This is a genomic window from Dietzia sp. 179-F 9C3 NHS (assembly GCF_045369825.1).
GTDB lineage: Bacteria > Actinomycetota > Actinomycetes > Mycobacteriales > Mycobacteriaceae > Dietzia.
Window position 1 is genome coordinate 369,805 of the sequence record NZ_JBIQES010000002.1, and the last position, 26,091, is coordinate 395,895.

Sequence of the window (26,091 nt, forward strand, 5' to 3'; positions counted from 1 at the left end):
CACACCCGCGGGCCCGGCCCGTGCGGCGGTGGAGGTGGTGTCAGGAGCCGAGCGCCGCCACGATCCGGTCGCCCACCTCGGAGGTCACGATCGCCGTGTCGCCCCGCGAGCCGAGGTCGGCCTCGACGGCCGCCTCGATCGCCGCGGCCTCGGACTCCTTGCCGAGGTGCCGCAGGAGCAGCGCCACCGAGAGGATCGCGGCGGTGGGGTCGGCCTTGCCCTGCCCGGCGATGTCAGGGGCCGATCCGTGGACGGGCTCGAACATGGACGGGTTGGTGCCGGAGGCGTCGATGTTTCCGGAGGCCGCGGTGCCGATGCCGCCGGTGACGGCCGCGGCGAGGTCGGTGATGATGTCGCCGAAGAGGTTGTCGGTGACGATCACGTCGAAGCGTGAGGGCTCGGTGACCAGATAGACCATCATGGCGTCGATGTGGCTGTAGTCGACCGCGACGTCGGGGAACTCGGGCGCCACCTCGTCGACCGTGCGCTGCCAGATCCCGCCGGCGTTGACGAGCACGTTGGTCTTGTGGACCAGCGTGAGCTTCTTCCGACGCCCCTGCGCGCGGGCGAAGGCGTCCCGCACCACGCGCTCCACGCCGTAGCGGGTGTTGACGGAGGTCTCCGTGCCGATCTCGTGGGGGGTGCCCACGCGCATCGCTCCGCCGTTGCCGGTGTAACTGCCCTCGGTGCCCTCGCGGACCACCACGAAGTCGATCTCGCCGGGGTTCTTGAGCGGCGTAGCCGAGCCCGGGTACAGGCGTGAGGGGCGCAGGTTGACGTGGTGGTCGAGCGCGAAGCGTAGCGGCAGGAGCATGCCGCGCTCGAGGACGCCGGCCGGCACCGAGCGCGGGTCGCCGATGGCGCCGAGCAGAATCGCGTCATGCTGCTTGAGGCTGGCCACGTCCGCGTCGGTGAGGGTCTCGCCGTTGCGGAGGTAGCGGCGCGCGCCGAGGTCGTACTCGGTCTTCTCCACGCCGGGGACCAGCGCGTCGAGCACCTTGAGCGCCTCGGCGGTGACCTCGACGCCGATGCCGTCGCCGGGGATGACTGCGAGCTTCATCGTCCCTCCCCTCAGGCCAGCGAGATCTGGGTGGCCACGGCGTCGAGCTCGGAGACGATCCGGTCGACGGTCGGCTCGGCCACGACGCGGTCCACGCGCAGGATGAGCGAGGCGTTCTCGCCGTCGGTGTCCTGACTCAGCGCCGCCGCCTGGATGTCGATGCCCTCGCCGCCGAGGATCGAGCCCACCCTGCCGAGCACGCCCGGGCGGTCGGCGTAGTGGACGAAGAGGTTCTGCCCCTCGGCGCGCATGTCGAAGCCGCGCTGGTTGATCCGGACGATCTTCTGGACCTTCTCCAGACCGGAGAGGGTGCCGGTGACCTCGGCGGTCGCGCCGTCCGCGGAGACGGCGGTGACGGTGACGGTGCTGCGGTAGGACTTGGACTCGCTGCGGGTCTCCACGGAATGGGTGACCCCCCGCTGCTCGGCCATCTGGCCCACGTTGACGAACGTCGCGGGTTCGTCGGTGATGGCGGAGAACATGCCGCGCAGGGCGGCCAGACCCAGCACGTCGACGGACTCGGCGGCGAGCTCGCCGGCGACCTCGATGTTCACCGTGGTGGGGATGCCCGGGCACAGGTGGCCGGCCACGAGGCCGAGCTTGCGCACCAGGTCGAGCCACGGAGCGACCTCGTCGCCGACGGGGCCGCCGGTGACGTTGACCGCGTCGGGGACGAACTCGCCGCGCAGCGCGAGCAGGACGCTGCGGGCGACGTCGGTGCCGGCGCGGTCCTGGGCCTCGCTGGTGGAGGCGCCGAGGTGCGGGGTGACGACGGTGTTCTCGAGCTCGAACAGAGGCGAGTCGGTGCACGGCTCCGTGTCGAACACGTCGAGACCCGCGGCCCGGACCTTGCCGGACTTCAGCGCGTCGACGAGCGCGTCCTCCACGATGAGGCCGCCGCGGGCGGCGTTGACGATCACGACGCCGTCCTTGGCCCGGGCCAGGCGCTCGGCGTCGAACAACCCGGCGGTCTCCTTGGTCTTGGGCAGGTGCATCGTGATGATGTCGGCGCGCGAGACCAGCTCGTCGATCTCCACGAGCTCGATGCCGAGCTGCGCGGCGCGGGCGGGCGGCAGGTACGGGTCGTACGCGATGAGCTCGGTCTCGAACGACGCGAGGCGCTGGGCCACGAGTTGGCCGATGCGGCCCAGGCCCACCACGCCGACGGTCTTGCCGAGGAGCTCGACGCCGTTGAAGGAACTGCGCTTCCATGTGTGCTCGCGCAGGGTGCGGTCGGCGGCCGGGATCTGGCGGCACGCGGCCATGAGCAGGGCCACGGCGTGCTCGGCGGCGGAGTGGATGTTGGAGGTGGGCGCGTTGACCACCATGACGCCGCGCTCGGTGGCGGCCGGGATCTCCACGTTGTCCAGGCCCACGCCCGCGCGGCCGACGATCTTGAGGTTCGGCGCGGCCGCGAGCACCTCGGCGTCGACCGTGGTGGCCGAGCGGACGAGGAGTGCCTCGGCGTCCTTGACGGCCTCGAGGAGCTTGGGGCGGTCCGGACCGTCGACCCAGCGGACCTCGACGGCGTCGCCGAGGGCGTCGACGGTCGACTGGGCGAGCTTGTCGGCGATGAGGACGACGGGGCGTCCGGCTGCGGTCACGGTGGAAACTCCTCGGGGTCGGGTACGTCCGGACGTCCCGTGCGGAGCGGGCGGACGCCGGTGACGACGCCGCCGGGGCCGGGACCCCGCCAGTCTAGGCCACCAGCCACCCCTCGGGACCAGTGGCCGGGGTGGCCCGGGACCCCTACCGTGGCGGATGTCATACCCGGACCACACCGACCGACCGGGTGCCGCGAGAATCGTGAGGAGAGCCGATGCCGAGCACGTCCCGTCCGTCCGCCGGGGGGAGACGGGGATCGATCCCCCGGCTCCCCGTCCTCTCCCCGGCGCGGGGCCCCGCCGCGGTGGCGGCCTACCTCCGGGTCCACCTCTACGGGTCGGCCGTCGGCCGGAGCCTGCTCGACCGGTGCATCCGCGCTGTCGACCCCACCGACCGCGCGCTGCTCACGCCGATGCGCGAGCAGTTCGACGACGAGATCGACGTGGCCCGGCAGCTGCTCGCCCGCCTCACGATGATCGGGACGCCGGGAAGGCGCCTGGTGCGCCTGTCCTCGCGGGTGGGACTGGCCGCCCTGCCCGCCGGGCCGTGGGTGGTGGACCCGCTCACCCGCCTCGGCGCGCTCGAGGCGCTGCGCACGCTCGTCGTGGCCAAGCGGAGCATGTGGGAGATCCTCGCCGACTCGTGGGTCGCCGGGGCCGCCCCCGACGGCGACGACGAGGCCGGCGATCTCACGGCGCGCGACATCTTCGTCGGACTCGCCGAGCAGGCCGCGACCCAAGAAGAGGTCCTCGAGGCGCTGCGCCGGGTATACGGGCTCGCGGCGTTCGGATGAGCCCCGCGGCGCCGGCCCGGGCCGACGTCGCGATCGTCGGGTCCGGACCCAACGGACTCGCGGCGGCGTGGCTGCTCGCGCGCGCCGGTCGGCACGTCGTGGTCCTCGAGGCGGAGGACGCGATCGGCGGCGGCTGCCGGACCCTGCCGTTCCCGGCGGTGCCGGGCGGGCACGGGGACGGCCTGACGGTCGACATCTGCTCGGCCGTCCACCCCATGGCGGGGGCGTCGCCGTTCTTCCGGGAATTCGACCTCGCCGCGCACGGCGTCCACCTGGTCCGCCCGCCGGTCCAGCTCGCCCACGCCCTGCCGGGCCGGGACGCGCTCGTCGTGGAGGGCCCGCGGGGGGCTCTGCCCGCCGGGCTCGGTTCGGAGTCCGAGGCCCGAGCGTGGTGGCGACTGCTCGGCCCCGCGGCCGGGCGCGCCGACGACGTGGCGGCGGCCGCCCTGTCGGATCAGCGGTCGGTGCCGCCCCTGATCGCGTCCGCGACCCTCGCCGTCACCCTCGGACTGGCCCACGCCGGCGCGCTCGGGCCGGACGTCCTGGGGCCCGACGGCCGCACGCTCTTCGCCGGCATCGCCGCCCACGCCGTCACCCCGCTGTCCTCGCCGGCCGCGACCGCGGTCGGCGTCCTGCTCGGGACGCTGCTGCACGCCGACGCCGGCTGGGGCCTGCCGGTGGGCGGCAGCGGCGCCCTCACCGGCGCGCTCGCCGACGCCGTGCGCGCCGCCGGGGGCGAGATCCGCACCGGCACGCGCGTGCGCTCCCTCTCCGACGTGGATGCGCCGCACGTCGTGTTCGACACCTCCTCGCGCGTGCTCGGCGAGGTGCTGCTGGCGTCGTCACCCTCCCCCGCCACCGTGCGCCGCGCCCGGCGGCTCGCCCGCGCCCCACTCGGCGGGGGTGCCGCCAAGGTCGACCTCGTCCTGTCGGGCCCCGTGCCGTGGCGCGACGCCCGCCTGGACGGCGCAGGGACCGTCCACCTCGGCGGCACGGCCGCCGACATCGCGGCGACCGAGCGGACCGTCGCCGCCGGGCACCACGCCGAACGGCCGGTCGTCCTGGTCTCCCAGCCGTGGGTTGCCGACCCCGACCGGGTGGCGGACGACGGGCGCCGGCCGCTGTGGACCTACGCGCACGTCCCCACCCATTCCGACCGCGACGTGACCGAGGACGTCCTGCGGGCGCTCGAGGATGTCGCGCCGGGGATCCGGGACGTGGTGCTGGCCGCCCACTGCACGCCCGCGTCGCGAATGGTCGAGCACAACGCCAACTACGCCGGGGGCGACATCGCGGCGGGCCGGGTCGATCTGGCCGGCCTGCTCTCGCGGCCGGTGCCCCGACGGGACCCCTACGCGACGGGCCTGCCCGGGATCTGGCACGCCTCGGCGTCGACGCCGCCCGGCCCCGGAGTCCACGGCATGGCCGGGAACCACGTGGCCGGGCGGATCCTCGCGCGCTGAACCGCGCGCGTGGGTCGGGCGGCGACGGCCGCCTTCTCCTGCGCCGCGGGTGGTGCCGGGTCTACCGAGCGGTACCTACTGGTAGGAGACGAACCAGGGCCGGGGCTCGACGTCCATCGTCTGCTCCGGGGTGAAGGTGGGAGTGTCCTCGTCGTAGAAGTTCTTCCACGCCATCCAGATGTCCGACGGGAGCCCGCTGCGCAGGACGTCCCACGTCTCGAACTTCATCTCCGGGGTGCCGTGCCCGTCGGCGTGCAGCGTGATCGCGAGCTCGGGGCGCGAGGTGTCGATCTTCCCACGGTTGGTGATCATGGACATGTTGAACTGGTGAAGGATGAGCAGCTTCTGCGGTCCACCGGTCTCCCGGGTGAGGTCCGCCAGCCAGTGCACGACGCGGTTGATCTCCTCGGCGTCCACGCTGCCGATCTGGGCGCCGGGCTGCTGCCCGGGATCGAGCTTCCACTCCGGATCCAGGGCCAGGCCGACGTTCGGTCGCTTGAGCAGGTCCTCGTAGAGCTTGGCCTGGTCGAGCATGTCCGCCATCCCGGGCTGCAGGTCGATCACGGCGTAGCCACCGGCGTCGGTGATCGCCTCGACGAGCGGGACGAACTCCTCGACGGGCCACTCGTTGGTGAAGTTCCCGTCCGGGCCGGGTGAGCTCGAGGCGACGGTCGCGATGATCTCGAACGCCGGGATCACCGGCTCGGGCGAGAACGGCCGGTACTCGTCGACGAGCCGCTGGACCCGGGCCGCACCCTCCTCGGCATCCTGCTCGCCGAGGATGCCCAACGCCGGCGTGATGGGCGAGCCGTAGGCCGCCACGAACCGGCGCCCGGGGAAGAGCAACTGGCCACCGCCGGGGAGCTCGGGCACCGTCCGCGCCTTCTCCACCCGGTCGCGGAGCTGGTCCTCGCTCCCCCAGCCCGGGCCGAGTGCGAGGACGGCGTCCGCCCCGCTCACGGCCTCGACGGAGTCGCCGTCGACCCGCGGGTCCGGGGCCCCGAGGTGGGATACGGCGGCACCGGTCGCCACCGCGGTGGCGACGGACGCCACGGAGGTGTCGTCGTGGACGAGCACCCGGGGGGCGTCGTCCTCCGTCCACGCCGCGTCGAGCGCGGAGAAAGGATCGCCCTCCGCCCCCTCGGGGCCGGGTACGTCCCCGACGACGAGGAGGGCGGGCTCACCGGGGTCCAGGTCCGCCACCGTCTCGGGGACCCGGGCCGCCGCCAGCTCCTGCTCGTCCGTGAACTCCAGCCCGATGAGCTCCTCGAGCTCGTCGCGGCCGGCGGGCGCGTCCACCACCTCGTAGGAGCCGTCCGGGACGTCCGCGTCGCCCACGCGGAGCACCCGCTCCACGCCGAGCCGGTCCAACTCCTCGGAGACGGCCGCGCCGGCATCCTTCTCGGCGGTCAGCATGGGGGCGCGTAGACCCACCGCCACCGAGGCGGCGCGGGCGGTGGCCGCGCCGTCGGGGGCGGACACCACGGCGATCGGGGCGGAGTCCACGAGCAGGCGGGCGGCGTCGACGCCCGTCGCGTCGGAGTCCGCGGCCACGCGCGTGCCCTCGAATGCCGCCGCGGCGACCGATTCGCCCCCCGGAGAGGATGTGCACGCCACGGAGGTGGCGGCGAGGGAGACGGCGAGGACCGCCGCACCCACACCTCGGATGATGTGGCGCACGGCGGTCCTCCTCGTCGTCGGGGTGTCGGTCCCCGGAGGACCGATCCCGCTGGACCCTACCGGCCCGTCCGGTGATCGCTACCGCGACCCTCAGGCGGTCTCGGTGATCGGCCGGTCGACCCAGCTCATGAGGTCGCGCAGCTTCTTGCCGGTGACCTCGATCGGGTGCTCGGCGTTCTCCTTGCGTAGCCCCTCGAGCTCCTTGTTGCCACCCTCGACGTTGGCCACCAGGCGCTTGGTGAAGGTGCCGTCCTGGATATCGGACAGGATCTCCTTCATGCGCTCCTTGGTGCCGGCGTCGATGACGCGCGGGCCGGAGAGGTAGCCGCCGAACTCCGCGGTGTCGGACACCGAGTAGTTCATACGCGCGATCCCGCCCTCGTACATGAGGTCCACGATGAGCTTGAGCTCGTGGAGCACCTCGAAGTAGGCGAGCTCGGGCGCGTAGCCGGCCTCGACCATGACCTCGAAGCCCGTCTTGACGAGCTCCTCGGTGCCGCCGCAGAGCACAGCCTGCTCGCCGAACAGGTCGGTCTCGGTCTCGTCCTTGAAGGTGGTCTTGATGACGCCCGCGCGGGTGCCGCCGATCGCCTTGGCGTAGGACAGGCAGAGCGCCTGGCCCTCGCCCTTGGGGTCCTGGTCCACGGCGATGAGGGCGGGGACGCCCTTGCCGTCGACGAACTGGCGGCGCACGAGGTGGCCCGGGCCCTTCGGGGCGACCATGCCGACGGTGACGTTCTCCGGCGGCGTGATGAGGTCGAAGTGGATGTTGAGGCCGTGGCCGAAGAGCAGCGCGTTGCCGTCGGAGAGGTTCGGCGCGATGTCGTCGGCGAAGATCTGCGCCTGCGAGGTGTCGGGGGCGAGGATCATGATGACGTCGGCCCACGTGGCGGCCTCGGCGGCGGTCATCACGGTGAGGCCCTGCTCCTCGGCCTTCGCCCGGGACTTCGAGCCCTCACGCAGACCGATGACGACCTCGACGCCCGAGTCGCGCAGGCTCAGCGAGTGGGCGTGACCCTGCGAGCCGTAACCGATGACGGCGACCTTGCGCCCCTGGATGAGCGAGAGGTCGGCGGCGTCGTCGTAGAACATCTCCACTGCCATGGTGGATTCCCTTCGTGTCGGTGATGAGGAAAGACTATCGAGTGGTGGTGATGGACTTGGGACCGCGTCCCAGCGCCACCATGCCGGACTGCACGATCTCGCGGATCCCGTAGCCGTCGAGCATGCGCAGCAGCGCGTCGAGCTTGTCCGGGGTGCCGGTCGCCTCGAGTGTGAGCGACTCCGGCGAGACGTCCACGACGTGCGCGCGGAACAAGCTCGCGACCTCGACGATCTGGCCGCGGTTGGCGGCGTCGGCACGGACCTTGACGAGCGTGAGCTCGCGGGCCACCGAGCCGGCCGGTTCCTGCTCGACGATCTTGATGACGTTGACGAGCTTGTTGAGCTGCTTGGTCACCTGCTCGAGCGGGAAGTCCTCGACGTCCACGACGATGGTCATGCGGGACAGGCCGTCGGTCTCGGTGGGGCCCACGGCGAGGGACTCGATGTTGAATCCCCGGCGGGAGAACAGCGACGACACGCGCGCGAGCACGCCCGGCTTGTCCTCCACCAGGACGCTCAGGGTGTGGGTGCGGGCGGTCACTTCTCCTCCTCCTGGGCGGCGATGACGGCGGCGTCGACCCGCTCGGTCGCCTCGTGGATCTCGGCCGGCTCGTCGGCCGCCGAGTCCGTGTCGTCGAACAGCGGGCGGATGTCCCGCGCCGCCATGATCTCGTCGTTGGACGTGCCGGCCGCGACCATCGGCCACACCTGCGCGTCCGCGCCGACGATGAAGTCGAGGAGCACGGGTCGGTCGTCGATCCCCCGCGCCCAGGCGATGGCCTCGTCGACGTCCTCGGCCCGCTCCACGCGCCGGGCCGCGCACCCCAGAGCCTCGCCCAGCTTGACGAAGTCGGGGATGTGCATCGAGTGCGTCGACAGGTCGGTCTGCGAGTAGCGCTCGTCGTAGAAGAGCGTCTGCCACTGACGGACCATGCCGAGGTTGCCGTTGTTGATGAGCGCGACCTTGATCGGCGCACCCTCGATGGCGCAGGTGGCCAGCTCCTGGTTGGTCATCTGGAAGCATCCGTCGCCGTCGATCGACCAGACCTCGGCGTCGGGGCGGCCGAACTTGGCGCCCATCGCCGCGGGCACCGAGTAGCCCATGGTCCCCAGGCCACCGGAATTGAGCCATGTCCGCGGCTTCTCGTACTGCACGAACTGGGCGGCCCACATCTGGTGCTGGCCCACACCCGCGCAGTAGATCGCGTCCGGACCGGCGGCGGCGCTGAGCCGCTCGATCACGTACTCGGGGCTCAGCGAGCCGTCCGACTGGGGGCCGTAGCCGAGCGGGTACTCGCCCCGGATCTCGTCGAGCTGGGCGACCCAGTCCGCCGGCGCGCGCAGCGCACCCGACTCGCACTCGCCGCGCAGCGTCTCGACGAGTTCGACGAGCACCTCCTTGATGTCGCCGACGATCGGCACATCCACGGCGCGGTTCTTGCCGATCTCCGCCGGGTCGATGTCGGCATGGACCACCTTGGCCTCGGGAGCGAAGGTGTCGAGCCGGCCGGTCACGCGGTCGTCGAACCGGGCGCCGAGGGTGACGAGCAGGTCCGACTTCTGCAGCGCGGCCACCGCGGCGACGCTGCCGTGCATGCCGGGCATCCCGTAGTGCAGCCGGTGCGAGTCCGGGAACGCGCCGCGCGCCATGAGCGTGGTGACCAGCGGGATGCCGGTGAGCTCGGCGAGCTGGAGCAGCTCGGGCGCCGCGTCGGCCTTGATCACGCCGCCGCCCACGTAGAGCACCGGGCGGGAGGCCTTGGCGATGAGCCGGGCCGCCTCACGGATCTGCTTGCCGTGGGGCTTGGTCACGGGACGGTAGCCGGGCAGCTTCATCTCCGGCGGCCACGAGAAGGTCATCTCCTCTTGGAGGACGTCCTTGGGGATGTCCACGAGGACCGCGCCCGGGCGGCCGGTCTGGGCGATGTGGAACGCCTCCGCCATGACCCGCGGGATGTCGTCGCCGTGCGAGACGAGGAAGTTGTGCTTGGTGATCGGCATCGTGATGCCGGAGATGTCGGCCTCCTGGAAGCCGTCCGTACCGATGAGCGGTGTGCCGACCTGGCCGGTGATGGCCACGACGGGCACGGAGTCCATCTGGGCGTCCGCCAGCGGGGTGACGAGGTTCGTGGCGCCGGGCCCGGAGGTGGCCATGCACACGCCGACCCGGCCGGTCGCCTGGGCGTAGCCCGTGGCGGCGTGCCCGGCCCCCTGCTCGTGGCGGACCAGCACGTGCCGGACCTTGACCGAGTCGTACAGCGGGTCGTAGACGGGAAGGATCGCCCCCCCGGGGATGCCGAAGACGACGTCGGTGCCGATCTCCTCGAGGGACCGGACGACCGCCTGGGCCCCGGTCATGCGCTCGGGGGCCGCGGACCGGGCCTTCTGCTCTGCGCCCGGACGCGGTCCGGGATGTGCCGTTGGTGCGCTCACTTCAAGTGTCCTTCATGCTGGTCGTGGAGGCCTGTGTCGGCGGCAACAAAAAACCCCCGGCGGCCAGAGGGGGCCGGCGAGGGTGCGCGTCGACGGGAAGCCAGGTAACGGCTCAGGCGCCGACGCGCCGGCCGAGTACGAGACCGTTCCAGGTGTTCACGCGCCCCAGCGTAGGCGGACGCCGGCGGCAGCGTCAACTCGTGGAACCGCGATCCCACATCGTGGGCCGTGCGAGACTGGGCACATCATGAGCTCCTCGATCAGACCCCCCGTCCCGGAGTCGACCCCCCGGGACCGCGCGCTCTTCCGCGTCAACCCCATGTCGTACCTCGCCGTGGGCATCCTCGTCCTGGCGATCCTGTGGCCGGTCGCCGCCTACCCCGTGGCACTCGGATGGCTGGTGCTCGTCCCCCTCGGCTTCGGGTGGTGGGTGGCCCGGACCTGGACGCGGGTCGACGACGAGGGGGTCCAGCTCTCGAGCTGGCGTCGCCGGCGGACGGTGCCATGGGCGCAGGTCAAGGGAGTGATGTTCCCCAAGGCCGGCTTCGCCCGCCTCGTCACGACCACCACGGCCTCACTCCCGATGGGTGGCGTCTCCTTCCACGATCTGCCCCGCCTCTCCGCCGCCAGCCGCGGCCGCATCCGCGATCCGTACGCGGCGGATTGAGCCGAGCTCGCCAACCATTGCCGCCGCACGCCGATTCGCCCGGACACGGTCTGCGATCGCCTGCCGTTCCAGTCCCATCCGGTCGTAGGCGATCGTCACGAGCACCCCGCCCACCACACCGGCGACGCCCCACGCCCCGAGCACCCACACGGCATGGCCCAGACCGGCGCTCCATGCCGAGTCGAAGAACATGATCGCGCGGAGCCCGAGGAACGCCTGGTGCATGGGCTCGACCGAGCCGATCGCCCTGAACAACGGCGGCAGCATATGCGTGGGCGTGGCCCCACCCGAGGTGGGGATCCCCAACACCACAAACACCACGAGGTTGACCAGCAACCCCGCGTTGCCGATCGCCGCGATGATCGTATGCGCACAGATCCCCACCGCGGCGATCCCGAGGACCGCGAACCAGAACATGGCCCACGGGTCGAACCCCGTGATCCCCACCACGTGCGCGATCCCCAGATAGATGCCCGAGACCAGCGGAGCGGTCACGATCGTCACCGCCCACTTACGTAACAGGGTGTGCAGCCGCCCGATCGGCGCCACGTGCACGTTGAAGGCGAAGGGCCCCACCTCGAGCGGGATGAAGCCCAGGCGGGCGTCGAGCAGGCTCGAGATGACCATCGCGCCCGTGAATCCCGCGAGTACGACCACCAGCGCGTAGAACAACGGCAACGACGCGTTGGAGACGCCCTCCGGAAGCGGATTCCACTGCGTCACCTCCACCCGGACCGGGTCGCGCAGAACGAGTTCCCCGGCGGCACCGACCGTGTGCTGCTCGGCCTCGGCCAACAGCCGCGCCTGATCGAGGATCTGCGTACCCATCCGCTCCCGCAGCGAGTCCTGCAACGCGTCCGCGAGGCGGTACATGACCTGCCCGGACACCACCGACATGCGCGGCGAGTACTCGACCACAACGCGCGCCGGCTCCGGCGGGTCCGCCCGCTGACCGGACTCGGTCGTCACCGACTCGATCCGGCCCGCGACCTGTCGACTGAGGTCCGCGGGCATGCGGACCACCCCGTAGTAGGTGCCGTCACGTAGTCCGGCCTCGGCGGCCTGGGCATCCACAGGATGGAGTCGGAGGGTCCGCCAGTCGTTGTTGTGCAGCAACCCGTCGGAGATCTGCTGACCCACCGCCATTCTCCGGGGGCCGATCGGCGTGTCGAGAGTGGCCCCCTCGTCTTGATTCACCACCGCCACCGGCAGATACCGCGCATTGGCCTGCGGGTCTGCCGTGCCGTCCAGGTACATGTACCCCAGGAGGAAGAACAGGCCGCAGACCACCACGACCGCGCCCACGGCATGGGAGAGGAACTCGCGCAGGTCCCCTCTGTGGCCGGACTCGTCGCCCCAGGACCCCGGGCGGGGCGGACTCTGCTCGACGGACATCTGCACCTTCGTTCACGACCGACGGAGATCGGCCTCGGGCCGACCGGTAGAAGGCTACTCCCGCGTCCCGGCGTACGCTGGTCAGGTCCACCGCGCCCTGCGGCCCTGCTCAGCGTCATCGCCGTCCGCGCGGACCCCCGACGAGGATCGAGGTCCCATGCCGCCCCTGAGGTCACGCACCAGCACCGCCGGACGCAATGCCGCGGGAGCCCGCGCCCTCTGGCGCGCGACCGGGATGACCGACGCCGACTTCGGCAAGCCGATCATCGCCGTGGCCAACTCGTACACCCAGTTCGTCCCGGGCCACGTGCACCTCAAGAACGTCGGCGAGATCGTGGCCGAGCAGATCACCGCGGCCGGTGGCGTCGCCCGCGAGTTCCACACCATCGCGGTGGACGACGGCATCGCGATGGGCCACGCCGGCATGCTCTACTCCCTACCCAGCCGCGAGATCATCGCGGACTCGGTGGAGTACATGGTCAACGCGCACACCGCGGATGCGCTGGTGTGCATCTCCAACTGCGACAAGATCACCCCGGGCATGCTCAACGCGGCGATGCGCCTGAACATCCCCACCGTGTTCGTCTCCGGCGGCCCGATGGAGTCCGGCTTCTCCGTGGTCGTGGACGGCGTCGTCAAGGCCGGATCCGACCTCATCACGGCGATCTCCGCCTCCGCCAACTCCGCGATCGACGACGCCGGCCTGGACTCCATCGAGCGTTCGGCCTGCCCCACCTGCGGCTCCTGCTCGGGCATGTTCACCGCCAACTCGATGAACTGCCTCACCGAGGCCCTGGGCCTGTCCCTGCCCGGCAACGGCTCCACGCTCGCCACGCACAGCGCGCGGCGGGAACTCTTCGCCGAGGCCGGCCGCCTCGTCGTCGACCTCTGCCGCCGCTACTACCGGGACGACGACGACTCGGTTCTGCCGCGCTCCGTCGCCACCAAAGCCGCCTTTTCCAACGCCATGGCCCTCGACGTGGCCATGGGTGGCTCCACCAACACTGTGCTGCACATCCTCGCCGCCGCACAGGAGGGCGAGGTGGACTTCGACCTCCACGACATCGAGGAGATCTCGCGCCGGGTCCCGTGCCTGGCCAAGGTCGCCCCGAACTCCGACTACTACATGGAGCACGTCCACCGCGCCGGCGGCATCCCCGCGATCCTCGGCGAGCTGCACCGCGGCGGCCTGCTCGACGCGTCCGTCCACTCGGTGCACTCCCCCTCGCTCGAGCAGTACCTCGCCGACTGGGACATCCGCGGCGGCACGGCCACCGAACGGGCGATCGAGCTGTTCCACGCAGCTCCCGGCGGTGTCCGGACCATCGAGCCGTTCTCCACCGACAACCGCTGGGAGTCGCTCGACACCGACGCCGAGAACGGCTGCATCCACTCCGTCGCGCACCCGGCCACCGCCGAGGGCGGTCTGGCGGTCCTGCGCGGCAACATCGCCCCCGACGGCGCGATCTTCAAGACGGCCGGCGTCTCCGAGGAGCACTTCCACTTCAGCGGCCCCGCCCGGGTCGTGGAGTCCCAGGAGCAGGCCGTCTCGGTGATCCTCGACAAGACCCTCCAGGCCGGCGAGGTGCTCGTGGTGCTCTACGAGGGTCCCGCGGGCGGGCCGGGCATGCAGGAGATGCTGCACCCCACGGCGTTCATCAAGGGCGCCGGGCTGGGCACCAAGTGCGCGCTCATCACCGACGGCCGCTTCTCCGGCGGCTCCTCGGGGCTGTCCATCGGCCACATCGCCCCGGAGGCCGCCGCCGGCGGCCCCATCGGCCTGCTCCGCGACGGCGACGTGGTGACGATCGACGTGGCCACCCGCTCCATCAGCGTTGAGGTTGACGACGACGAGCTCGCCCGCCGCCGAGAGGAGAAGGGGCCGCTGCCGTGGCGCCCGACCAGCCGCGAACGCACGGTCTCCACCGCGCTGCGCGCGTACGCCTCGATGGCCTCGTCGGCCGACAAGGGGGCCGTGCGGGTCCTGCCCGAGTAGGGGCCCGGCGGGCTATTCGCCGGCGGTGACCGGCGCGCTGTCCACCACTGACGTCAGCGGGTTGGTGCCGTTGAGGAAGTACCAGACGAGCGCGGCCGCCGCGAGCGCCACGAGGAGCCAGACGAGGCCACTGAACCGCGGCCGGTACGACCAGGCCCACCGGCGGTCGGCCGACCAGCGGCCGGGTCCGGCGAACAGCAGGGTGAGCAGCGCCACGCCGTAGAGGATCGACGTGTCCAGCCCGCGGGTCGTCTCGCCGAGCAGGGTCACCGTCTCGGGCCCGGTGAGGCGGATCGCGGCACCGAGCCCCACCAGGCCGAGGAGCCCCGCGGCCGCCACGGGGGTCGCCAGACCAACGACCAGCATGACGCCGCCGATGAGCTCCAGCGCCCCGCCGGCCACGGCGAGGACCCGGGCGTGCTCGAACCCGGCGTCGGTGAGAATTGCCGTGAACCCGTCGATGCCCGGGCCGGAGAACACCCCGAAGAGCTTCTGCAGCCCGCGCAGGGCCAGCAACACGCCCACCGTCACCCGCAGCAGGAACAGCCCGAGATCGGCGGTACCGCGCCCGGGGGTCTCGGCCCGGCGGGTCGGTTCGACCGTCGTGGGCTGGTCACCGTACGGCAGCGGACCGGATGCGTCGTACCCGCCAGCGTCGGTGGCGAACGCGCGCGTGGACGTGTCGGTCCCGGAGTCGGCGCCAGTGCCCCGGGCTGACGCCGCGGGAATGCGGCTGGTCGCCGCCCCCGAGGAGGTGGACGCGGCCGCCGTCTCAGCACCGCGGCTTCCGATGTCGGAGCCAGAGGTCGTCGGGACGTCGAGCGGATAGTCGACGTCGTGGATGATCTCGGTGCGGGAGTCGTCGCCGGGCGTGGAGGAAGTCACGTACCGACCATAGGCGGCATTCCGGACGCCACGCGGGCGACACGGCGGCCGCGCCGTACGCTGGTCGGCATGAGATCCGTCGCGCTCGGGCTGGTGGTGGCACTGGCCGTCTCCGGCTGCGCCCGGTTCGACGACCGCCTCGACTCGCCGTTCACCCCGGCCCAGGGCCCCGGCATGGGCGCGCCGCCGCCCTCCGCGCCACCCGGCCAGCGCGAGCCTGACCAGCCCCCGACCACCTCGGAGCCGGCGGTGGAGCCGGCCGAGCCCGGCCCATGCGACGACCCCGACCCCGCGGTCATCGCCACCTGCCTCGAGCCGGCGGTCGCGGTTGCTGGGATCGGGGAGAAGGCCCTCCTCGCCGAGGAGGGCGGCCGCATCCGGGTCGTCTCCGTCGACGCCGACCCTGAGGACTTCGGCCGCGTCGATCCCCGGGGCGGACGCGTCGCGGCCGTCGCCCCCTCCCCCGACTTCGCCGAAGACCGTCTGGTCTACGTCCTCGTGGTGGGCGACGGGCCGACCCGGATCGAGCGGCTCGCCCGCGGCGACGCCCCCCGCACCGTCGCCGAGCTCGCCCCGGCGGCCTCCGGCGGGCTCGCCTTCGTCGACGACCTCCTCACCGTGGCGGTCGGCGGGGAGCTGCTGCGCTTCCCCGACTTCACCGGTGTGGGCCGCGCCGAGCGGCCCGAGATCCTGGCCCGCGACCTCGGCGAGGTCCGCGGGCTGTGCACGGTCGACGGCGAGGTGTTCCTCACCGCCTCCACCGGCCGTGGCGTTGTGGCCCGGACCCCCGACCGGGTCGTGTGGACCTGGCCGGAGCAGCGCGCGGTCGGTGGCTGCGCGGCTCTGCCCGACTCGCTGTCCGTGGCCCTGCCGGACGCCGAGCGGGTCGACACACTCGCGACCTCCGGCGGCGCCGCGCAGGGGCAGCCCGAATCCCGGGCAGAGGAGCGCTACGGGCGCCTGACCGGTCTCACCGCGCTGACGGAGGGCCTGCTCCTGGCGGGCACCACCAACAAGGACGGCGGCGAGCCCGTCGCGACCGACGACCGGGCCGTCATCCTCCCCGACACCGGAGGCGGGGGCGAGGCGCGGGTCTGAGCCGCCGTCAGCTGCAGGCCGCGATGACGAGTTCCTTGACCCGGGCCGGATCGGCCTGGCCCCGGGTCGCCTTCATCACTGCACCGACGATCGCCCCGGCGGCCTGCACCTTGCCGGAGCGGATCTTGTCGGCGACGTCCGGCTGGGCGGCCAGGGCGTCGTCGACAGCCTTCTGCAGGGCCGAGTCGTCGCGGACCACCTCGAGCCCGCGGTCGGCCACGATCGCGTCCGGCTCGCCCTCGCCGTCGAGGACGGCGTCGACGACCTGCCGGCCGAGCTTGTTGGTGAGCGTGCCCGTGGACACCAGCTCGATCACGCGCGCGAGCTGCGCGGGCGTGATCGCGAGGCCCGCGAGGTCGGTCTCGCGCTTGTTGGCCTGCTGTGTGAGGTAGGAGACCCACCACGAGCGGGCCTCGGCCGGCGGGGCACCGGCGTCCACCGTCGCCAGGATGAGGTCCAGCGCCCCGGCGTTGACGAGGTCGCGCATCTCCTCGTCCGAGACCCCCCACTCGGCCTGGACGCGGGCGCGGCGCACCCACGGCAGCTCGGGCAGCTCGGCGCGGATCCGCTCGATGAGTTCGGCGGACGGCTCGACCGGGGCGAGGTCCGGGTCGGGGAAATACCGGTAGTCCTCCGCGGTCTCCTTGCGGCGCCCGGCGGTCGTGGTGCCGTCGGCCTCCTGGAAGTGCCGGGTCTCCTGGATCACCTCGCCGCCGGCCTGCAGCACGCCGGCCTGGCGGCACATCTCGAACCGCACGGCGGTCTCCACACTGCGGAGCGAGTTGACGTTCTTGGTCTCGGTGCGGGTGCCGAATTCGGTCGCGCCCTTGGGCATGAGCGAGACGTTGGCGTCGCAGCGCATCGAACCCTGGTCCATCCGCACATCGGAGACGTCGAGGCTCTTGAGTAGATCGCGCAGGGCCGTGACGTAGGCGCGCGCGATCTCGGGAGCCCGCTCCCCCGCACCCACGATCGGCTTGGAGACGATCTCGATGAGCGGCACGCCGGCCCGGTTGAAGTCGAGCAGCGAGTGGGTGGCGCCGTGGATGCGGCCGGTCGCCGACCCGATGTGGGTGGACTTGCCGGTGTCCTCCTCCATGTGCGCGCGCTCGATCTCCACCCGCCACGTGGTGCCGTCCTCGAGCTGGACGTCGAGGTATCCGTCGTGGGCGATCGGCTCGTCGTACTGCGAGATCTGGTAGTTCTTCGGCTGGTCCGGGTAGAAGTAGTTCTTCCGCGCGAACCGGCTGTACGGCGCGATCGAGCAGTTCAGGGCCAGACCGATCTTGATGGCCCACTCCACGCCCTGCTCGTTGGCCACCGGCAGCGCTCCGGGTAGCCCGATACACACCGGGCAGACCTGGGTGTTGGGCGCCGCGCCGAAGGCGGTCGGGCAGCCGCAGAACATCTTGGTGGCGGTGTGGAGCTCGACGTGCACCTCCATCCCCATCACGGGGTCGTAGGCGGCGATCACGTCGGCGTAGTCCACGAGGGCGGGCGCGGAAGTCATGTCCGTCATCGTACGTCGGGGCGCCGCGGCCGGTTCACTCACCCGAACAGGCTCGCGGCCTCCCGGTAGCGCGCCTCGGGCACCACCTTGAGGTCGCGGACCGCGTCCACGACCGACACCATCTCGATGTGTTCACCCCGCAGGGCCACGATCTGGCCGAAGTCACCGCGGTGGACAGCGTGGGCGGCGTGGATCCCGAAGCGGGTGGCCAGGACACGGTCATACGCGGTGGGGGTGCCGCCGCGCTGGATGTGGCCGAGCACCGTGGTGCGGACGTCGCGCTGCATGCGCTCCTTGATGGCCGTCGCCATCTGGTCTGCGACTCCGGTGAAGACCTGGTGGCCGAACTGGTCCACCCCACCGTCGGAGAGCGACATGCCGGTCCCCTCGGCGGGCGTCGCGCCCTCGGCCACCACGCAGATGCCGTAGGCCTCGCCCATCTGGAACCGGCGCTTCATGACCTTGCACACGAAGTCGATGTCGAACGGCACCTCGGGGATGACGATCATGTGCGCGCCCGAGGCCAGGCCCGCGTGCAGCGCGATCCAGCCGGCGTGCCGACCCATCACCTCGACGAGCATGACGCGCTCGTGCGACTCCGCGGTGGTGTGCAGGCGGTCGATGGCGTCCGAGGCGATCGAGACCGCGGTGTCGAAGCCGAAGGTGTAGTCGGTGCCCCCCACGTCGTTGTCGATCGTCTTGGGCACACCCACCACGGGGATACCGTTCTCGGTGAGCCAGCGGGCGGCCTTGAGCGTGCCCTCGCCGCCGATCGCCACCAGCGCGTCGAGCGCGTGGCGCTCGAGCGTGTTTCGGATCTCCGGGAGGCTGGCCGTGAGGATGTCCGGGTTGAGACGGCCCGTGCCGAGGATCGTGCCGCCGCGCAGCAGGATGCGGTCGATCGACTCGTCGTCGAACAGCGGCATGGCCCTGTCGTAGACCAGCCCCGACCACCCGTCCTGGAAGCCCAGGACCGGGGTGTCGTACTCCGCGTTGCAGGTCCGGACCAGCGCGCGGATGACCGCGTTGAGGCCGGGACAGTCTCCGCCGGCGGTGAGTACGCCTACTCGCACGTCGTGCTCCTCTCGGTTCCCCCGCAGTCTAGGGGTGGGGCGACCTCGCCTGCCGGAGGTCACCGAGTGTTCACCCGCGGCTCCCGCGCGGAGGTGCGGATGTCGTGCGGAAGAACATGGTGGCCACGCCGCCCACCAGAACGACGACGGCGGGCAGCCACATCGCCTCGGCGATCCCCTGCGCGGCGTCCCCGGTCGCCGCCATGCGCGTCTGCATGAGCGCGCCGATCGCGGCCGAGCCCAGCACGGCCCCGACCTGGCGGGTGGTGTTGTAGACGCCCGAGCCGGCGCCGGCGATCACCGGGTCGAGCCGCCGCATGGCCGTGGACGAGGTGGGAGCCCACACGCAGCCGTTGGCCACACCCATGAGCCCGATGGTGATGAGCAGCACCCACACCGGGACGTCGGAGCCCAGGACGAGCGCGAGCCACGCCAGGGCCACCGCGTAGGAGCCGTAGCCGACCGCGGTGAACAACCGCGGGTCGAAGCGGTCCGCCAGGCGCCCGACCAGAGGGGCGAGGAAACCCGCGACGAGCGCCATCGGCAGCAACATGAGGCCGGCCTGGGTGGGCGTCTGCTCCCGCACCGTCTGGAGGTAGAACATGAACGGCACCATGGTGCCGGCGGTGACGAACCCGATCGTGGTGACGGCGGTGTTTCCGAGCGAGAAGTTCCGGTCCCGGAACAGCCGCAGCGGCACCAGCGGCTCGGTGCGGACCCGCGACTGCCACCACACGAAGGCGACGAGCACGACCACACCGGCGGCGATGAGGGTGAGCGTCGGCGTGCCCCACCCGTGCGACTCCCCCTGCTGGATCCCGTAGACCATCAGGAACATGCCCAGGGCGGACAGGATGATGCCCGCGCCGTCGTAGCGGTGCCGCGTCGTGGGCAGCCGTGGCACCCACAGCCACACCAGGGTCACCGCGAGGACCCCGAAGGGGATGTTGACGAAGAAGATCCACCGCCAGCCCAGGGAGTCCACCAGCACGCCGCCCGCGACGGGGCCGACCACTGAGGCGATCCCGGCCACGGCCCCCCACGTGCCCATGGCCGCGCCCCGGCGGTCCGGCCGGAAGATCTTGTTGATGACGCTCAGCGACTGGGGCGTGAGCAGTGCCGCCCCCAGGCCCTGCACGACCCGGGCGACGATGAGCTCCTCGACGCTGCCGGCGAGCCCGCACCACAGCGACGCGCCGGTGAACACGACGAGCCCGGCGATCGCGACGGTGCGGGGCCCGATCTGGTCTCCGAGCCGCCCCGTGAACAGCAGCGGGACGACGTAGGCGAGCAGGTAGGCGCTGGTGACCCAGATGACCTGGTTCGTCGAGGCCCCGAGCTGGGTGACGAACGCCTCCGTGGCGACGGCGACGATGGTCTGGTCCACCAGGATCATGAAGAACCCGATGACCAACGCGGCGAGCGCCTTCCAGGCGTCCCGCTCGGGGATCACCGTCACGCGGACCCCGTCACGCGATCGCGCCCCGGGCCGCCTCGTAGGCCGCGCCCACGCGGTAGAGGCGGTCGTCGGCCAGCGCGGGCGCCATGATCTGCAGGCCCACGGGCAGCCCGTCCGCCAGCCCCGACGGCACGGACATCCCGCAGTGCCCGGCGAGGTTGAGCGGGAGGGTGCACAGGTCGAACAGGTACATGGCGACCGGGTCGTCGACCTTCTCCCCCAACGGGAACGCCGTGGTGGGCGTCGTGGGCGAGACCAGGACGTCCGCCTCCTCGTACGCGGCCGCGAAGTCGCGCGCGATGAGCGTGCGGACCTTCTGCGCCTGCCCGTAGAAGGCGTCGTAGTAGCCGGCCGACAGCGCGTAGGTGCCCAGCATGATGCGACGCTTGACCTCGTCGCCGAACCCGGCCGCGCGGCTCGCGGACATCACCTGGTCGGCGGACATGCCACCCTCGTCCAGGCGCATGCCGTAGCGCATGGCGTCGAAGCGGGCGAGGTTGCTGGAGACCTCGGACGGGAGGATGAGGTAATAGGCGGGCAGCGCGTACCGGAAGTTCGGGCACGAGACCTCCACGACGTCGGCGCCGAGGCCCGTCAGAGTCTCCACCGCGGCCCGGAACGACGCTTCGACGCCGTCCTGGTATCCCTCCCCGGCGAACTCCCTGACCACGCCGACGCGGACGCCCGACAGGTCGCCCGACGCGCCCTCCCGGGCGGCAGCCACCATGTCGGCGATCGGCACGTCGAGGCTGGTGGAGTCGCGGGGGTCGTGCCCGGCGATCACCTGGTGCAGCAGCGCCGTGTCCTCGACGGTCCGACCGCACGGACCACCCTGGTCGAGTGAGGACGCACAGGCGACGAGCCCGTACCGGGACACGGTGCCGTAGGTGGGCTTGACGCCGACCGTCGCGGTGAGCGCGGCCGGTTGGCGGATCGAGCCGCCCGTGTCGGTGCCGATCGCGATGGGCGCCTGGTACGAGGCGAGCGCCGCGGCCGAGCCACCGCCCGAGCCGCCCGGTGTCCGGGAGTGGTCCCACGGGTTGAGTGTGGGCCCGTACGCGGAGTTCTCGGTGGAGGAGCCCATCGCGAACTCGTCCATGTTGGTCTTGCCGAGGATCGGTAGGCCCGCCTCACGCAGCTTCGCCGTCACGGTCGCGTCGTACGGCGCCCGGTAGCCCTCGAGCATCTTCGAGCCGCACGTCGTGGGGGCGTCGGTGGTGGTGAAGACATCCTTGAGCGCCACCGGGACGCCGGCCAGCGGGCCGACCCGCTCACCGGAGGCGATGCGGGCGTCCACGGCGCGGGCGGCGTCGAGCGCCTCGTCGGCGCCCACGTGGAGGAAGGCGTTGATCTGGTCGTTGACTTCGGCGATCCGGTCGAGGTGGGCGCGCGTGACCTCCTCCGAGGAGATCTCGCGGGCGGCGATCCGGGCGGCGAGCTCCGCCGCCGTGGCGGTGGTCAGGTCGGTGGTTCCGGTCATCGTCACTCCTCCCCGAGGATCTGCGGGACCTCGAAGCGCTGATCGTCGGCGGCTGGGGCCTGGTCGAGCGCCTGCTCCGGGGTGAGGCCGGGGCGCACCTCGTCGTCGCGGTACACGTTGGAGATCGCGGTCGGGTGGCTCATCGCCGGGACGTCGTCCGCGGCCACCTCGGACACGGCCTGCACGTGGTCCAGGATGTCGGCGAGCTGACCGGCGAAGGCGTCGAGCTCGGCGTCGCTCAGGTCCAGGCGCGAGAGCCTGGCCAGGTGCGCGACGTCCTCGCGTGAGATCGAGGTCACGTGTCCTGCCCTTTCCGTGGCGTGGTCGGTACCGGCCCAGCCTAGTCAGCCGGATTCGGTGCGGCACAATGGCTCCATGACCTATCTGCTCCGCGTGTCCCTGCCCGACCGGCCCGGCAGCCTCGGGTCGCTGGCCGTGGCCCTGGGCAGCGTGGGTGCGGACATCGTCAGCCTGGACGTCGTGGATCGCTTCGACGGCGTCGCCGTGGACGACATCGTGGTCAACGTCCCGCACGCGACCATGCCCGACGCGCTCATCACCGCGGCCGAGCGGCTCGACGGCGTGGCGGTGGACTCGCTCCGACCCTTCGGCGGGGTTCTCGACGCTCATCGCGAGCTCGAGCTCATCGACGCCGTATCCGACGCCGGGGCCGGCGCGCCACAGATGCTCGCCGACGAACTCCCCGCCGTCCTGCGTGTCGGGTGGGCCATCGTGGTCGAGGTCGCCGGCAACGGATGTCGCCTGGTCGCGCGCGGTGAGTCGGCGCCGCTGTGGGAGGGCGACGACGTCCCGGCGCTCGAGGGCCTGGAGCACGCGACCGGGCTCGACGAGTCCACCGTCCCCGAGGAATGGACCTCCATGGACACCGCGCTGGCCGCCGCACCACTGGCCTTCGGCCACGTCGTCGTGGTGGGCCGCCCGGGCGGCCCGTCGTTCCGGCCCTCCGAGATCGCCCGTCTGGGCTACCTCACGGGCATCCTGCGGACCCTCCACGCGGCCTGAGACATGCACCCCGCGGCGGTCGTGACGGCGGGATCGCTCCTCGCCGGCTGTGTCCCCCATCTGCTCGTCCTCTCCGGACGGCTTCCCCACGATCTGGTCGCCGGCGGTCGGATCGCGGACGGACGCACGGGCCGACTCGTCTCGGCCGCGAGCGTCCCGGTCCTCGTCGCGGAGGCTGGGGCCGCGCTGTGGGCGGGCCGGCGGACGGAGCGGGCCCGGGTCGTCGGTGGCCTCCTGTCCGCACACGCGGCTCTCACCCTGGTCCCCCAACTCCTCGGTACGCGCTTCGAGCGGCGGGTCGCCGCCCCGATCTGCGGCGTGTGGCTGGCGGGCGCGTCCGCGCTGGCACTCTCGGCCTGACCGAACCCGTTCGCGCCGCGGGCCGGCGCCGTTCCGGCCGTCAGGACCCGGAGGTGGCGGCGTCGCCGTCGTCGTCCCCCGCCGGCCCGTTCTCGAGCAGGTCCACGAACCCGGCCTCGTCGAGGATCGTCAGCCCCAGCTCCTCGGCCTTGGCCGCCTTGGAGCCGGGGTTCTCCCCCACCACGACGTAGTCGGTCTTCTTGGACACCGAGCCGGAGGCCTTGCCGCCGCGGGCGATGATCGCCTCCTTGATCCCGTCGCGGGTGAACCCCTCGAGCGACCCGGTGGCGACGATCGTCAGGCCCTCGAGCGTCCGCGGGGTGGACTCGTCGCGTTCGTCGGCCATCGTCACGCCCGCGGCCGCCCAACGGTCCACGATCTCGCGGTGCCAGTCCACACCGAACCACTCGACGACCGACGCCGCGATGGTGCCGCCCACCCCGTCGGTCTCCGCGATCTCCTCCTCGCCCGCCGCGCGGATCGCCTCCATCGAGCCGAAGCGGGTGGCCAGCGCGCGGGCCGCCGTGGGGCCGACGTGGCGGATGGACAGTGCCACGAGCACGCGCCACAGCGGACGGTCGGCGGCGGTGGCGAGGTTGGCTAGGAGCTTGCGCCCGTTCTCGGTGAGCACGGTGCGCTCCGGCTCGGCCCCCTCCCCGATCTGCTTGCGCGTGGCCTTGTTCAGACGCGTGTAGAAGTCCACGCGGAGCAGGTCGTCCTCACGCAGGTCGAACAGCCCGGCCTCGTTCTCCAGCACGCCGCTGGAAAGCAGCGCCGAGGCTCCCTCGTAGCCGAGCGCCTCGATGTCCAGCGCCGAGCGCGACGCCAGGTAGAACAGCCGCTCACGCAGCTGAGCGGGGCAGGAGCGCTGATTGGGGCACCGCCAGTCGGCGTCCCCCTCCTTGGCCGGCGCGAGCACCGTGTCGCACTCGGGGCAGCGTTCGGGGAAGACGAACTCGCGCTCGGTGCCGTCGCGCCGCTCCACCACCGGGCCGAGGACCTCGGGGATCACGTCGCCGGCCTTACGGATCACCACGGTGTCCCCGATGAGCACGCCCTTGCGCTTGACCTCGGTCTGGTTGTGCAGCGTCGCCATGGAGACGGTCGACCCGGCCACGAGGACGGGCTCCATGTGGGCGTACGGCGTGACGCGACCGGTCCTGCCCACGGACACCCGGATGTCCAGGAGCGTCGTCATGACCTCCTCCGGCGGGTACTTGTAGGCGATGGCCCACCTCGGGGCGCGGGAGGTGGAGCCGAGGCGCCGCTGCACGGCGCGGTCGTCGATCTTGACGACGAGGCCGTCGATCTCGTGCTCGGGTTCGTGACGGTGCTCGCCCCAGTACCGCATCCGCTCCACGACCTGCTCGACACCCGTAGCGGGCGCGGTGTGGGGCGAGACGCGCAGGCCCCACTCGGCCAGGGCGAGGTAGACGTCGTGGAGGCTGTCGAAGGTCGCGCCCTCGACCGCGCCGAGGCCGTGGCAGTACATCCCCAGGCGGCGCTGCGCGGTGATCGCGGGGTTCTTCTGCCGCAACGAGCCGGCGGCGCTGTTGCGCGGGTTGGCGAAGGGCGGCTTGCCCTCGGCGACCAGCCGCGCGTTGAGGTCGGCGAAGTCCTCGAGCCGGAAGAACACCTCGCCCCGGACCTCGAGCAGCGCGGGGACCGGCCGCTCCTCGGAGGGAGTGAGCGTGACCGGCACGTCGTCGATGGTGCGGGCGTTGAGCGTCACGTCCTCGCCGGTCCGGCCGTCGCCGCGGGTGGCGGCGCTCACCAGTCGACCGTCGCGGTACACCAGGTCCAGGGCGACACCGTCGATCTTGACCTCACACAGGAACGGCAGCTCGTCGGCCGGGACGTGCGCCTGCTCGACGGCCGAGGCCACCCAGTCCCGCAGCTCCTCCTCGGAGAACACGTTGTCCAGGCTGAGCATGCGTTCGAGGTGGGTGACCTCGGCGAAGTCGGTGGAGAAGCCCCCGCCGACGAGCTGGGTGGGCGAGTCCGGGGTCCGCAACTCGGGGTACCGCTCCTCGAGCGCGGTGAGCTCGGCGAGCAGTGCGTCGAACTCGGCGTCGGAGACGATCGGGGCGTCCTTGACGTAGTAGCGGAACTGGTGGTCCCGCACGGTCTCCGCGAGGTCGGTCCACTCCAGGCGGACCTCCGGCGGGAGGTCGCCGGTGCCGAGGGGGTCGCCGCTGCCGATGTCGTCGCTCACGGCCACCAGCGTAGTGCCGGGCCGGACCACGGTGTCCGACCGCTGCCCTACGGTGAGCGCATGAACCTGAGCACACCGACTCCCGCCCCAGGCCACACCCCCGGTCCTCCGTCGGGCGCCGTCGGTGTCGATCGCGGCCGCCTCTTCGCGTTCGACTTGGAGACCACCGGCCCCGACCCGCGGACCGCGCACGTCGTGACCTCCGCGCTCATCGCGATCGACGGCTCGCACGTGGTGACTCGCGACTGGCTCGCGGACCCGGGCGTCGAGATCCCCGAGGGCGCCACCGCGGTCCACGGCATCACCACCGCGCATGCGCGCGAGCACGGCCGCCCCCACGAGCAGGTCGTAGCGGAGACGGTCGAGGGTATCCGGGCGGGCTGGCGGGAGGGGCGGATCCTGGTGGTGTTCAACGCGGCGTTCGACCTCACGATCCTCCGCCGGTGGGACCCGTCCTTCGAGGTGCTCGGGCCCGTCGTGGACCCCTTCGTGGTGGACCGGGCCGTCGACCCCTACCGCAAGGGCAAGCGCACGCTCGAAGCCCTGTGTACGCACCACGGAGTACGGCTTGAGGGTGCCCACGAGGCCGCGGCCGACGCGATCGCGGCCGCCCGGCTGGCGTGGAGGTTCCTCGGCGAGGTGCCGGAACTCGGGGGAACGGGCTGGCGCGAGCTCAACGCAAGGCAGGCTCGGTGGCACGCCGATCGGCAGCGCGACTTCGCGGCGTACCTCGAGCGCACAGGAAAGGACTCCTCCGGCGTCAACACCGAGTGGCCGATGGCCGTGCTCTGA

General features: G+C 72.1%; 22 protein-coding genes. 8 read left to right on the plus strand and 14 right to left on the minus strand.

Annotation, left to right across the window (positions count from 1 at the left end):
• Positions 1-40: 40 nt before the first annotated feature.
• Positions 41-1,060, minus strand: coding sequence for a 3-isopropylmalate dehydrogenase (locus ACH0BZ_RS04095; protein WP_406896680.1), 1,020 nt, complete (start codon positions 1,058-1,060; stop codon positions 41-43).
• An 11-nt stretch (positions 1,061-1,071) separates the two neighbouring features.
• A complete protein-coding gene (gene serA, locus ACH0BZ_RS04100; RefSeq protein WP_406896681.1) occupies positions 1,072-2,664 on the minus strand; it encodes a phosphoglycerate dehydrogenase in 1,593 nt (530 codons plus the stop codon).
• A gap of 215 nt (positions 2,665-2,879) precedes the next feature.
• Here serA and ACH0BZ_RS04105 point away from each other — a divergent pair, with 215 nt between their 5' ends.
• Both ACH0BZ_RS04105 and ACH0BZ_RS04110 read left to right on the plus strand, forming a co-directional pair.
• Positions 2,880-3,458, plus strand: coding sequence for a hypothetical protein (locus ACH0BZ_RS04105; RefSeq protein ID WP_406896682.1), 579 nt, complete (start codon positions 2,880-2,882; stop codon positions 3,456-3,458).
• The gene (locus tag ACH0BZ_RS04110; RefSeq protein ID WP_406896683.1) at positions 3,455-4,921 is read left to right on the plus strand and encodes a phytoene desaturase family protein; all 1,467 of its coding nucleotides are present in this window, start codon (positions 3,455-3,457) and stop codon (positions 4,919-4,921) included. Before ACH0BZ_RS04105 ends, ACH0BZ_RS04110 begins: the two co-directional genes overlap by 4 nt.
• Positions 4,922-4,996: 75 nt before the next feature.
• Here ACH0BZ_RS04110 and ACH0BZ_RS04115 read toward each other — a convergent pair whose 3' ends face one another.
• The 4 genes from ACH0BZ_RS04115 to ACH0BZ_RS04130 form a co-directional block, all read right to left on the minus strand.
• Positions 4,997-6,601 (minus strand): hypothetical protein, encoded by a 1,605-nt coding sequence (locus tag ACH0BZ_RS04115; protein WP_406896684.1) that lies wholly within the window; start codon positions 6,599-6,601, stop codon positions 4,997-4,999.
• Between the two features lie 90 nt (positions 6,602-6,691).
• A complete protein-coding gene (gene ilvC / locus ACH0BZ_RS04120; protein WP_406896685.1) occupies positions 6,692-7,705 on the minus strand; it encodes a ketol-acid reductoisomerase in 1,014 nt (337 codons plus the stop codon).
• A 34-nt stretch (positions 7,706-7,739) separates the two neighbouring features.
• Positions 7,740-8,246, minus strand: a complete 507-nt coding sequence (gene ilvN, locus ACH0BZ_RS04125; protein ID WP_406896686.1) for an acetolactate synthase small subunit — start codon at positions 8,244-8,246, stop codon at positions 7,740-7,742.
• A complete protein-coding gene (locus ACH0BZ_RS04130; protein WP_406896687.1) occupies positions 8,243-10,138 on the minus strand; it encodes an acetolactate synthase large subunit in 1,896 nt (631 codons plus the stop codon). Before ACH0BZ_RS04130 ends, ilvN begins: the two co-directional genes overlap by 4 nt.
• 247 nt (positions 10,139-10,385) lie before the next feature.
• Here ACH0BZ_RS04130 and ACH0BZ_RS04135 point away from each other — a divergent pair, with 247 nt between their 5' ends.
• Positions 10,386-10,805, plus strand: coding sequence for a PH domain-containing protein (locus ACH0BZ_RS04135; RefSeq protein WP_406896688.1), 420 nt, complete (start codon positions 10,386-10,388; stop codon positions 10,803-10,805).
• Here the strand turns inward: ACH0BZ_RS04135 and ACH0BZ_RS04140 are convergent.
• On the minus strand, positions 10,713-12,200 hold the full coding sequence (locus tag ACH0BZ_RS04140; protein WP_406896689.1) for a DUF3533 domain-containing protein: 1,488 nt from the start codon (positions 12,198-12,200) through the stop codon (positions 10,713-10,715). The genes ACH0BZ_RS04135 and ACH0BZ_RS04140 overlap by 93 nt on opposite strands.
• Before the next feature lie 157 nt (positions 12,201-12,357).
• On the opposite strand from ACH0BZ_RS04140, the gene ilvD reads away from it, so the two are divergent.
• A complete protein-coding gene (gene ilvD, locus ACH0BZ_RS04145; RefSeq protein WP_406896690.1) occupies positions 12,358-14,196 on the plus strand; it encodes a dihydroxy-acid dehydratase in 1,839 nt (612 codons plus the stop codon).
• 12 nt (positions 14,197-14,208) lie between these two features.
• Here ilvD and ACH0BZ_RS04150 read toward each other — a convergent pair whose 3' ends face one another.
• A complete protein-coding gene (locus tag ACH0BZ_RS04150) occupies positions 14,209-15,081 on the minus strand; it encodes a DoxX family protein (RefSeq protein WP_406896691.1) in 873 nt (290 codons plus the stop codon).
• Positions 15,082-15,150: 69 nt separating this feature from the next.
• On the opposite strand from ACH0BZ_RS04150, the gene ACH0BZ_RS04155 reads away from it, so the two are divergent.
• Positions 15,151-16,179, plus strand: a complete 1,029-nt coding sequence (locus ACH0BZ_RS04155) for an oxidoreductase (protein ID WP_406896692.1) — start codon at positions 15,151-15,153, stop codon at positions 16,177-16,179.
• Positions 16,180-16,186: 7 nt separating this feature from the next.
• Here the strand turns inward: ACH0BZ_RS04155 and gatB are convergent, their stop codons facing one another.
• The 5 genes from gatB to gatC all read right to left on the minus strand — a co-directional run bounded on the left by gatB (position 16,187) and on the right by gatC (position 22,000).
• Complete coding sequence (gene gatB, locus ACH0BZ_RS04160) at positions 16,187-17,689, minus strand: Asp-tRNA(Asn)/Glu-tRNA(Gln) amidotransferase subunit GatB (RefSeq protein ID WP_406896693.1); 1,503 nt, start codon at positions 17,687-17,689, stop codon at positions 16,187-16,189.
• Between the two features lie 38 nt (positions 17,690-17,727).
• A complete protein-coding gene (locus tag ACH0BZ_RS04165; protein WP_406896694.1) occupies positions 17,728-18,762 on the minus strand; it encodes an ATP-dependent 6-phosphofructokinase in 1,035 nt (344 codons plus the stop codon).
• Between the two features lie 70 nt (positions 18,763-18,832).
• The gene (locus ACH0BZ_RS04170) at positions 18,833-20,221 is read right to left on the minus strand and encodes a DHA2 family efflux MFS transporter permease subunit (RefSeq protein ID WP_406896695.1); all 1,389 of its coding nucleotides are present in this window, start codon (positions 20,219-20,221) and stop codon (positions 18,833-18,835) included.
• Between the two features lie 10 nt (positions 20,222-20,231).
• Positions 20,232-21,701 (minus strand): Asp-tRNA(Asn)/Glu-tRNA(Gln) amidotransferase subunit GatA, encoded by a 1,470-nt coding sequence (gene gatA / locus ACH0BZ_RS04175; protein ID WP_406896696.1) that lies wholly within the window; start codon positions 21,699-21,701, stop codon positions 20,232-20,234.
• 2 nt (positions 21,702-21,703) lie between these two features.
• Positions 21,704-22,000: an Asp-tRNA(Asn)/Glu-tRNA(Gln) amidotransferase subunit GatC gene (gene gatC / locus ACH0BZ_RS04180; protein WP_406896697.1), complete on the minus strand. Its 297-nt coding sequence runs from the start codon at positions 21,998-22,000 to the stop codon at positions 21,704-21,706.
• A 76-nt stretch (positions 22,001-22,076) separates the two neighbouring features.
• On the opposite strand from gatC, the gene ACH0BZ_RS04185 reads away from it, so the two are divergent.
• Positions 22,077-22,724 carry an amino acid-binding protein gene (locus ACH0BZ_RS04185; protein ID WP_406896698.1) on the plus strand — a complete coding sequence of 216 codons (648 nt, stop codon included), beginning with the start codon at positions 22,077-22,079 and terminating at the stop codon, positions 22,722-22,724.
• A gap of 3 nt (positions 22,725-22,727) precedes the next feature.
• On the plus strand, positions 22,728-23,084 hold the full coding sequence (locus ACH0BZ_RS04190) for a hypothetical protein (RefSeq protein ID WP_406896699.1): 357 nt from the start codon (positions 22,728-22,730) through the stop codon (positions 23,082-23,084).
• A 40-nt stretch (positions 23,085-23,124) separates the two neighbouring features.
• On the opposite strand, the gene ligA is transcribed toward ACH0BZ_RS04190, so the two are convergent.
• Positions 23,125-25,299, minus strand: a complete 2,175-nt coding sequence (ligA, locus tag ACH0BZ_RS04195) for an NAD-dependent DNA ligase LigA (protein ID WP_406896700.1) — start codon at positions 25,297-25,299, stop codon at positions 23,125-23,127.
• Between the two features lie 60 nt (positions 25,300-25,359).
• Here ligA and ACH0BZ_RS04200 point away from each other — a divergent pair, with 60 nt between their 5' ends.
• A complete protein-coding gene (locus tag ACH0BZ_RS04200) occupies positions 25,360-26,091 on the plus strand; it encodes an exonuclease domain-containing protein (RefSeq protein ID WP_406896701.1) in 732 nt (243 codons plus the stop codon).

What these genes read in the sequence shown, in the direction of transcription:
- ACH0BZ_RS04095 (WP_406896680.1), bottom strand. Translation starts at nt 1,060, where the DNA reads ATGAAGCTCGCAGTCATCCCCGGCGACGGCATCGGCGTCGAGGTCACC.
- ACH0BZ_RS04105 (WP_406896682.1), top strand. Translation starts at nt 2,880, where the DNA reads ATGCCGAGCACGTCCCGTCCGTCCGCCGGGGGGAGACGGGGATCGATC.
- ACH0BZ_RS04110 (WP_406896683.1), top strand. Translation starts at nt 3,455, where the DNA reads ATGAGCCCCGCGGCGCCGGCCCGGGCCGACGTCGCGATCGTCGGGTCC.
- ilvC (WP_406896685.1), bottom strand. Translation starts at nt 7,705, where the DNA reads ATGGCAGTGGAGATGTTCTACGACGACGCCGCCGACCTCTCGCTCATC.
- ACH0BZ_RS04135 (WP_406896688.1), top strand. Translation starts at nt 10,386, where the DNA reads ATGAGCTCCTCGATCAGACCCCCCGTCCCGGAGTCGACCCCCCGGGAC.
- ACH0BZ_RS04140 (WP_406896689.1), bottom strand. Translation starts at nt 12,200, where the DNA reads ATGTCCGTCGAGCAGAGTCCGCCCCGCCCGGGGTCCTGGGGCGACGAG.
- ilvD (WP_406896690.1), top strand. Translation starts at nt 12,358, where the DNA reads ATGCCGCCCCTGAGGTCACGCACCAGCACCGCCGGACGCAATGCCGCG.
- ACH0BZ_RS04155 (WP_406896692.1), top strand. Translation starts at nt 15,151, where the DNA reads ATGAGATCCGTCGCGCTCGGGCTGGTGGTGGCACTGGCCGTCTCCGGC.
- gatB (WP_406896693.1), bottom strand. Translation starts at nt 17,689, where the DNA reads ATGACTTCCGCGCCCGCCCTCGTGGACTACGCCGACGTGATCGCCGCC.
- gatA (WP_406896696.1), bottom strand. Translation starts at nt 21,701, where the DNA reads ATGACCGGAACCACCGACCTGACCACCGCCACGGCGGCGGAGCTCGCC.
- ACH0BZ_RS04185 (WP_406896698.1), top strand. Translation starts at nt 22,077, where the DNA reads ATGACCTATCTGCTCCGCGTGTCCCTGCCCGACCGGCCCGGCAGCCTC.
- ACH0BZ_RS04190 (WP_406896699.1), top strand. Translation starts at nt 22,728, where the DNA reads ATGCACCCCGCGGCGGTCGTGACGGCGGGATCGCTCCTCGCCGGCTGT.
- ACH0BZ_RS04200 (WP_406896701.1), top strand. Translation starts at nt 25,360, where the DNA reads ATGAACCTGAGCACACCGACTCCCGCCCCAGGCCACACCCCCGGTCCT.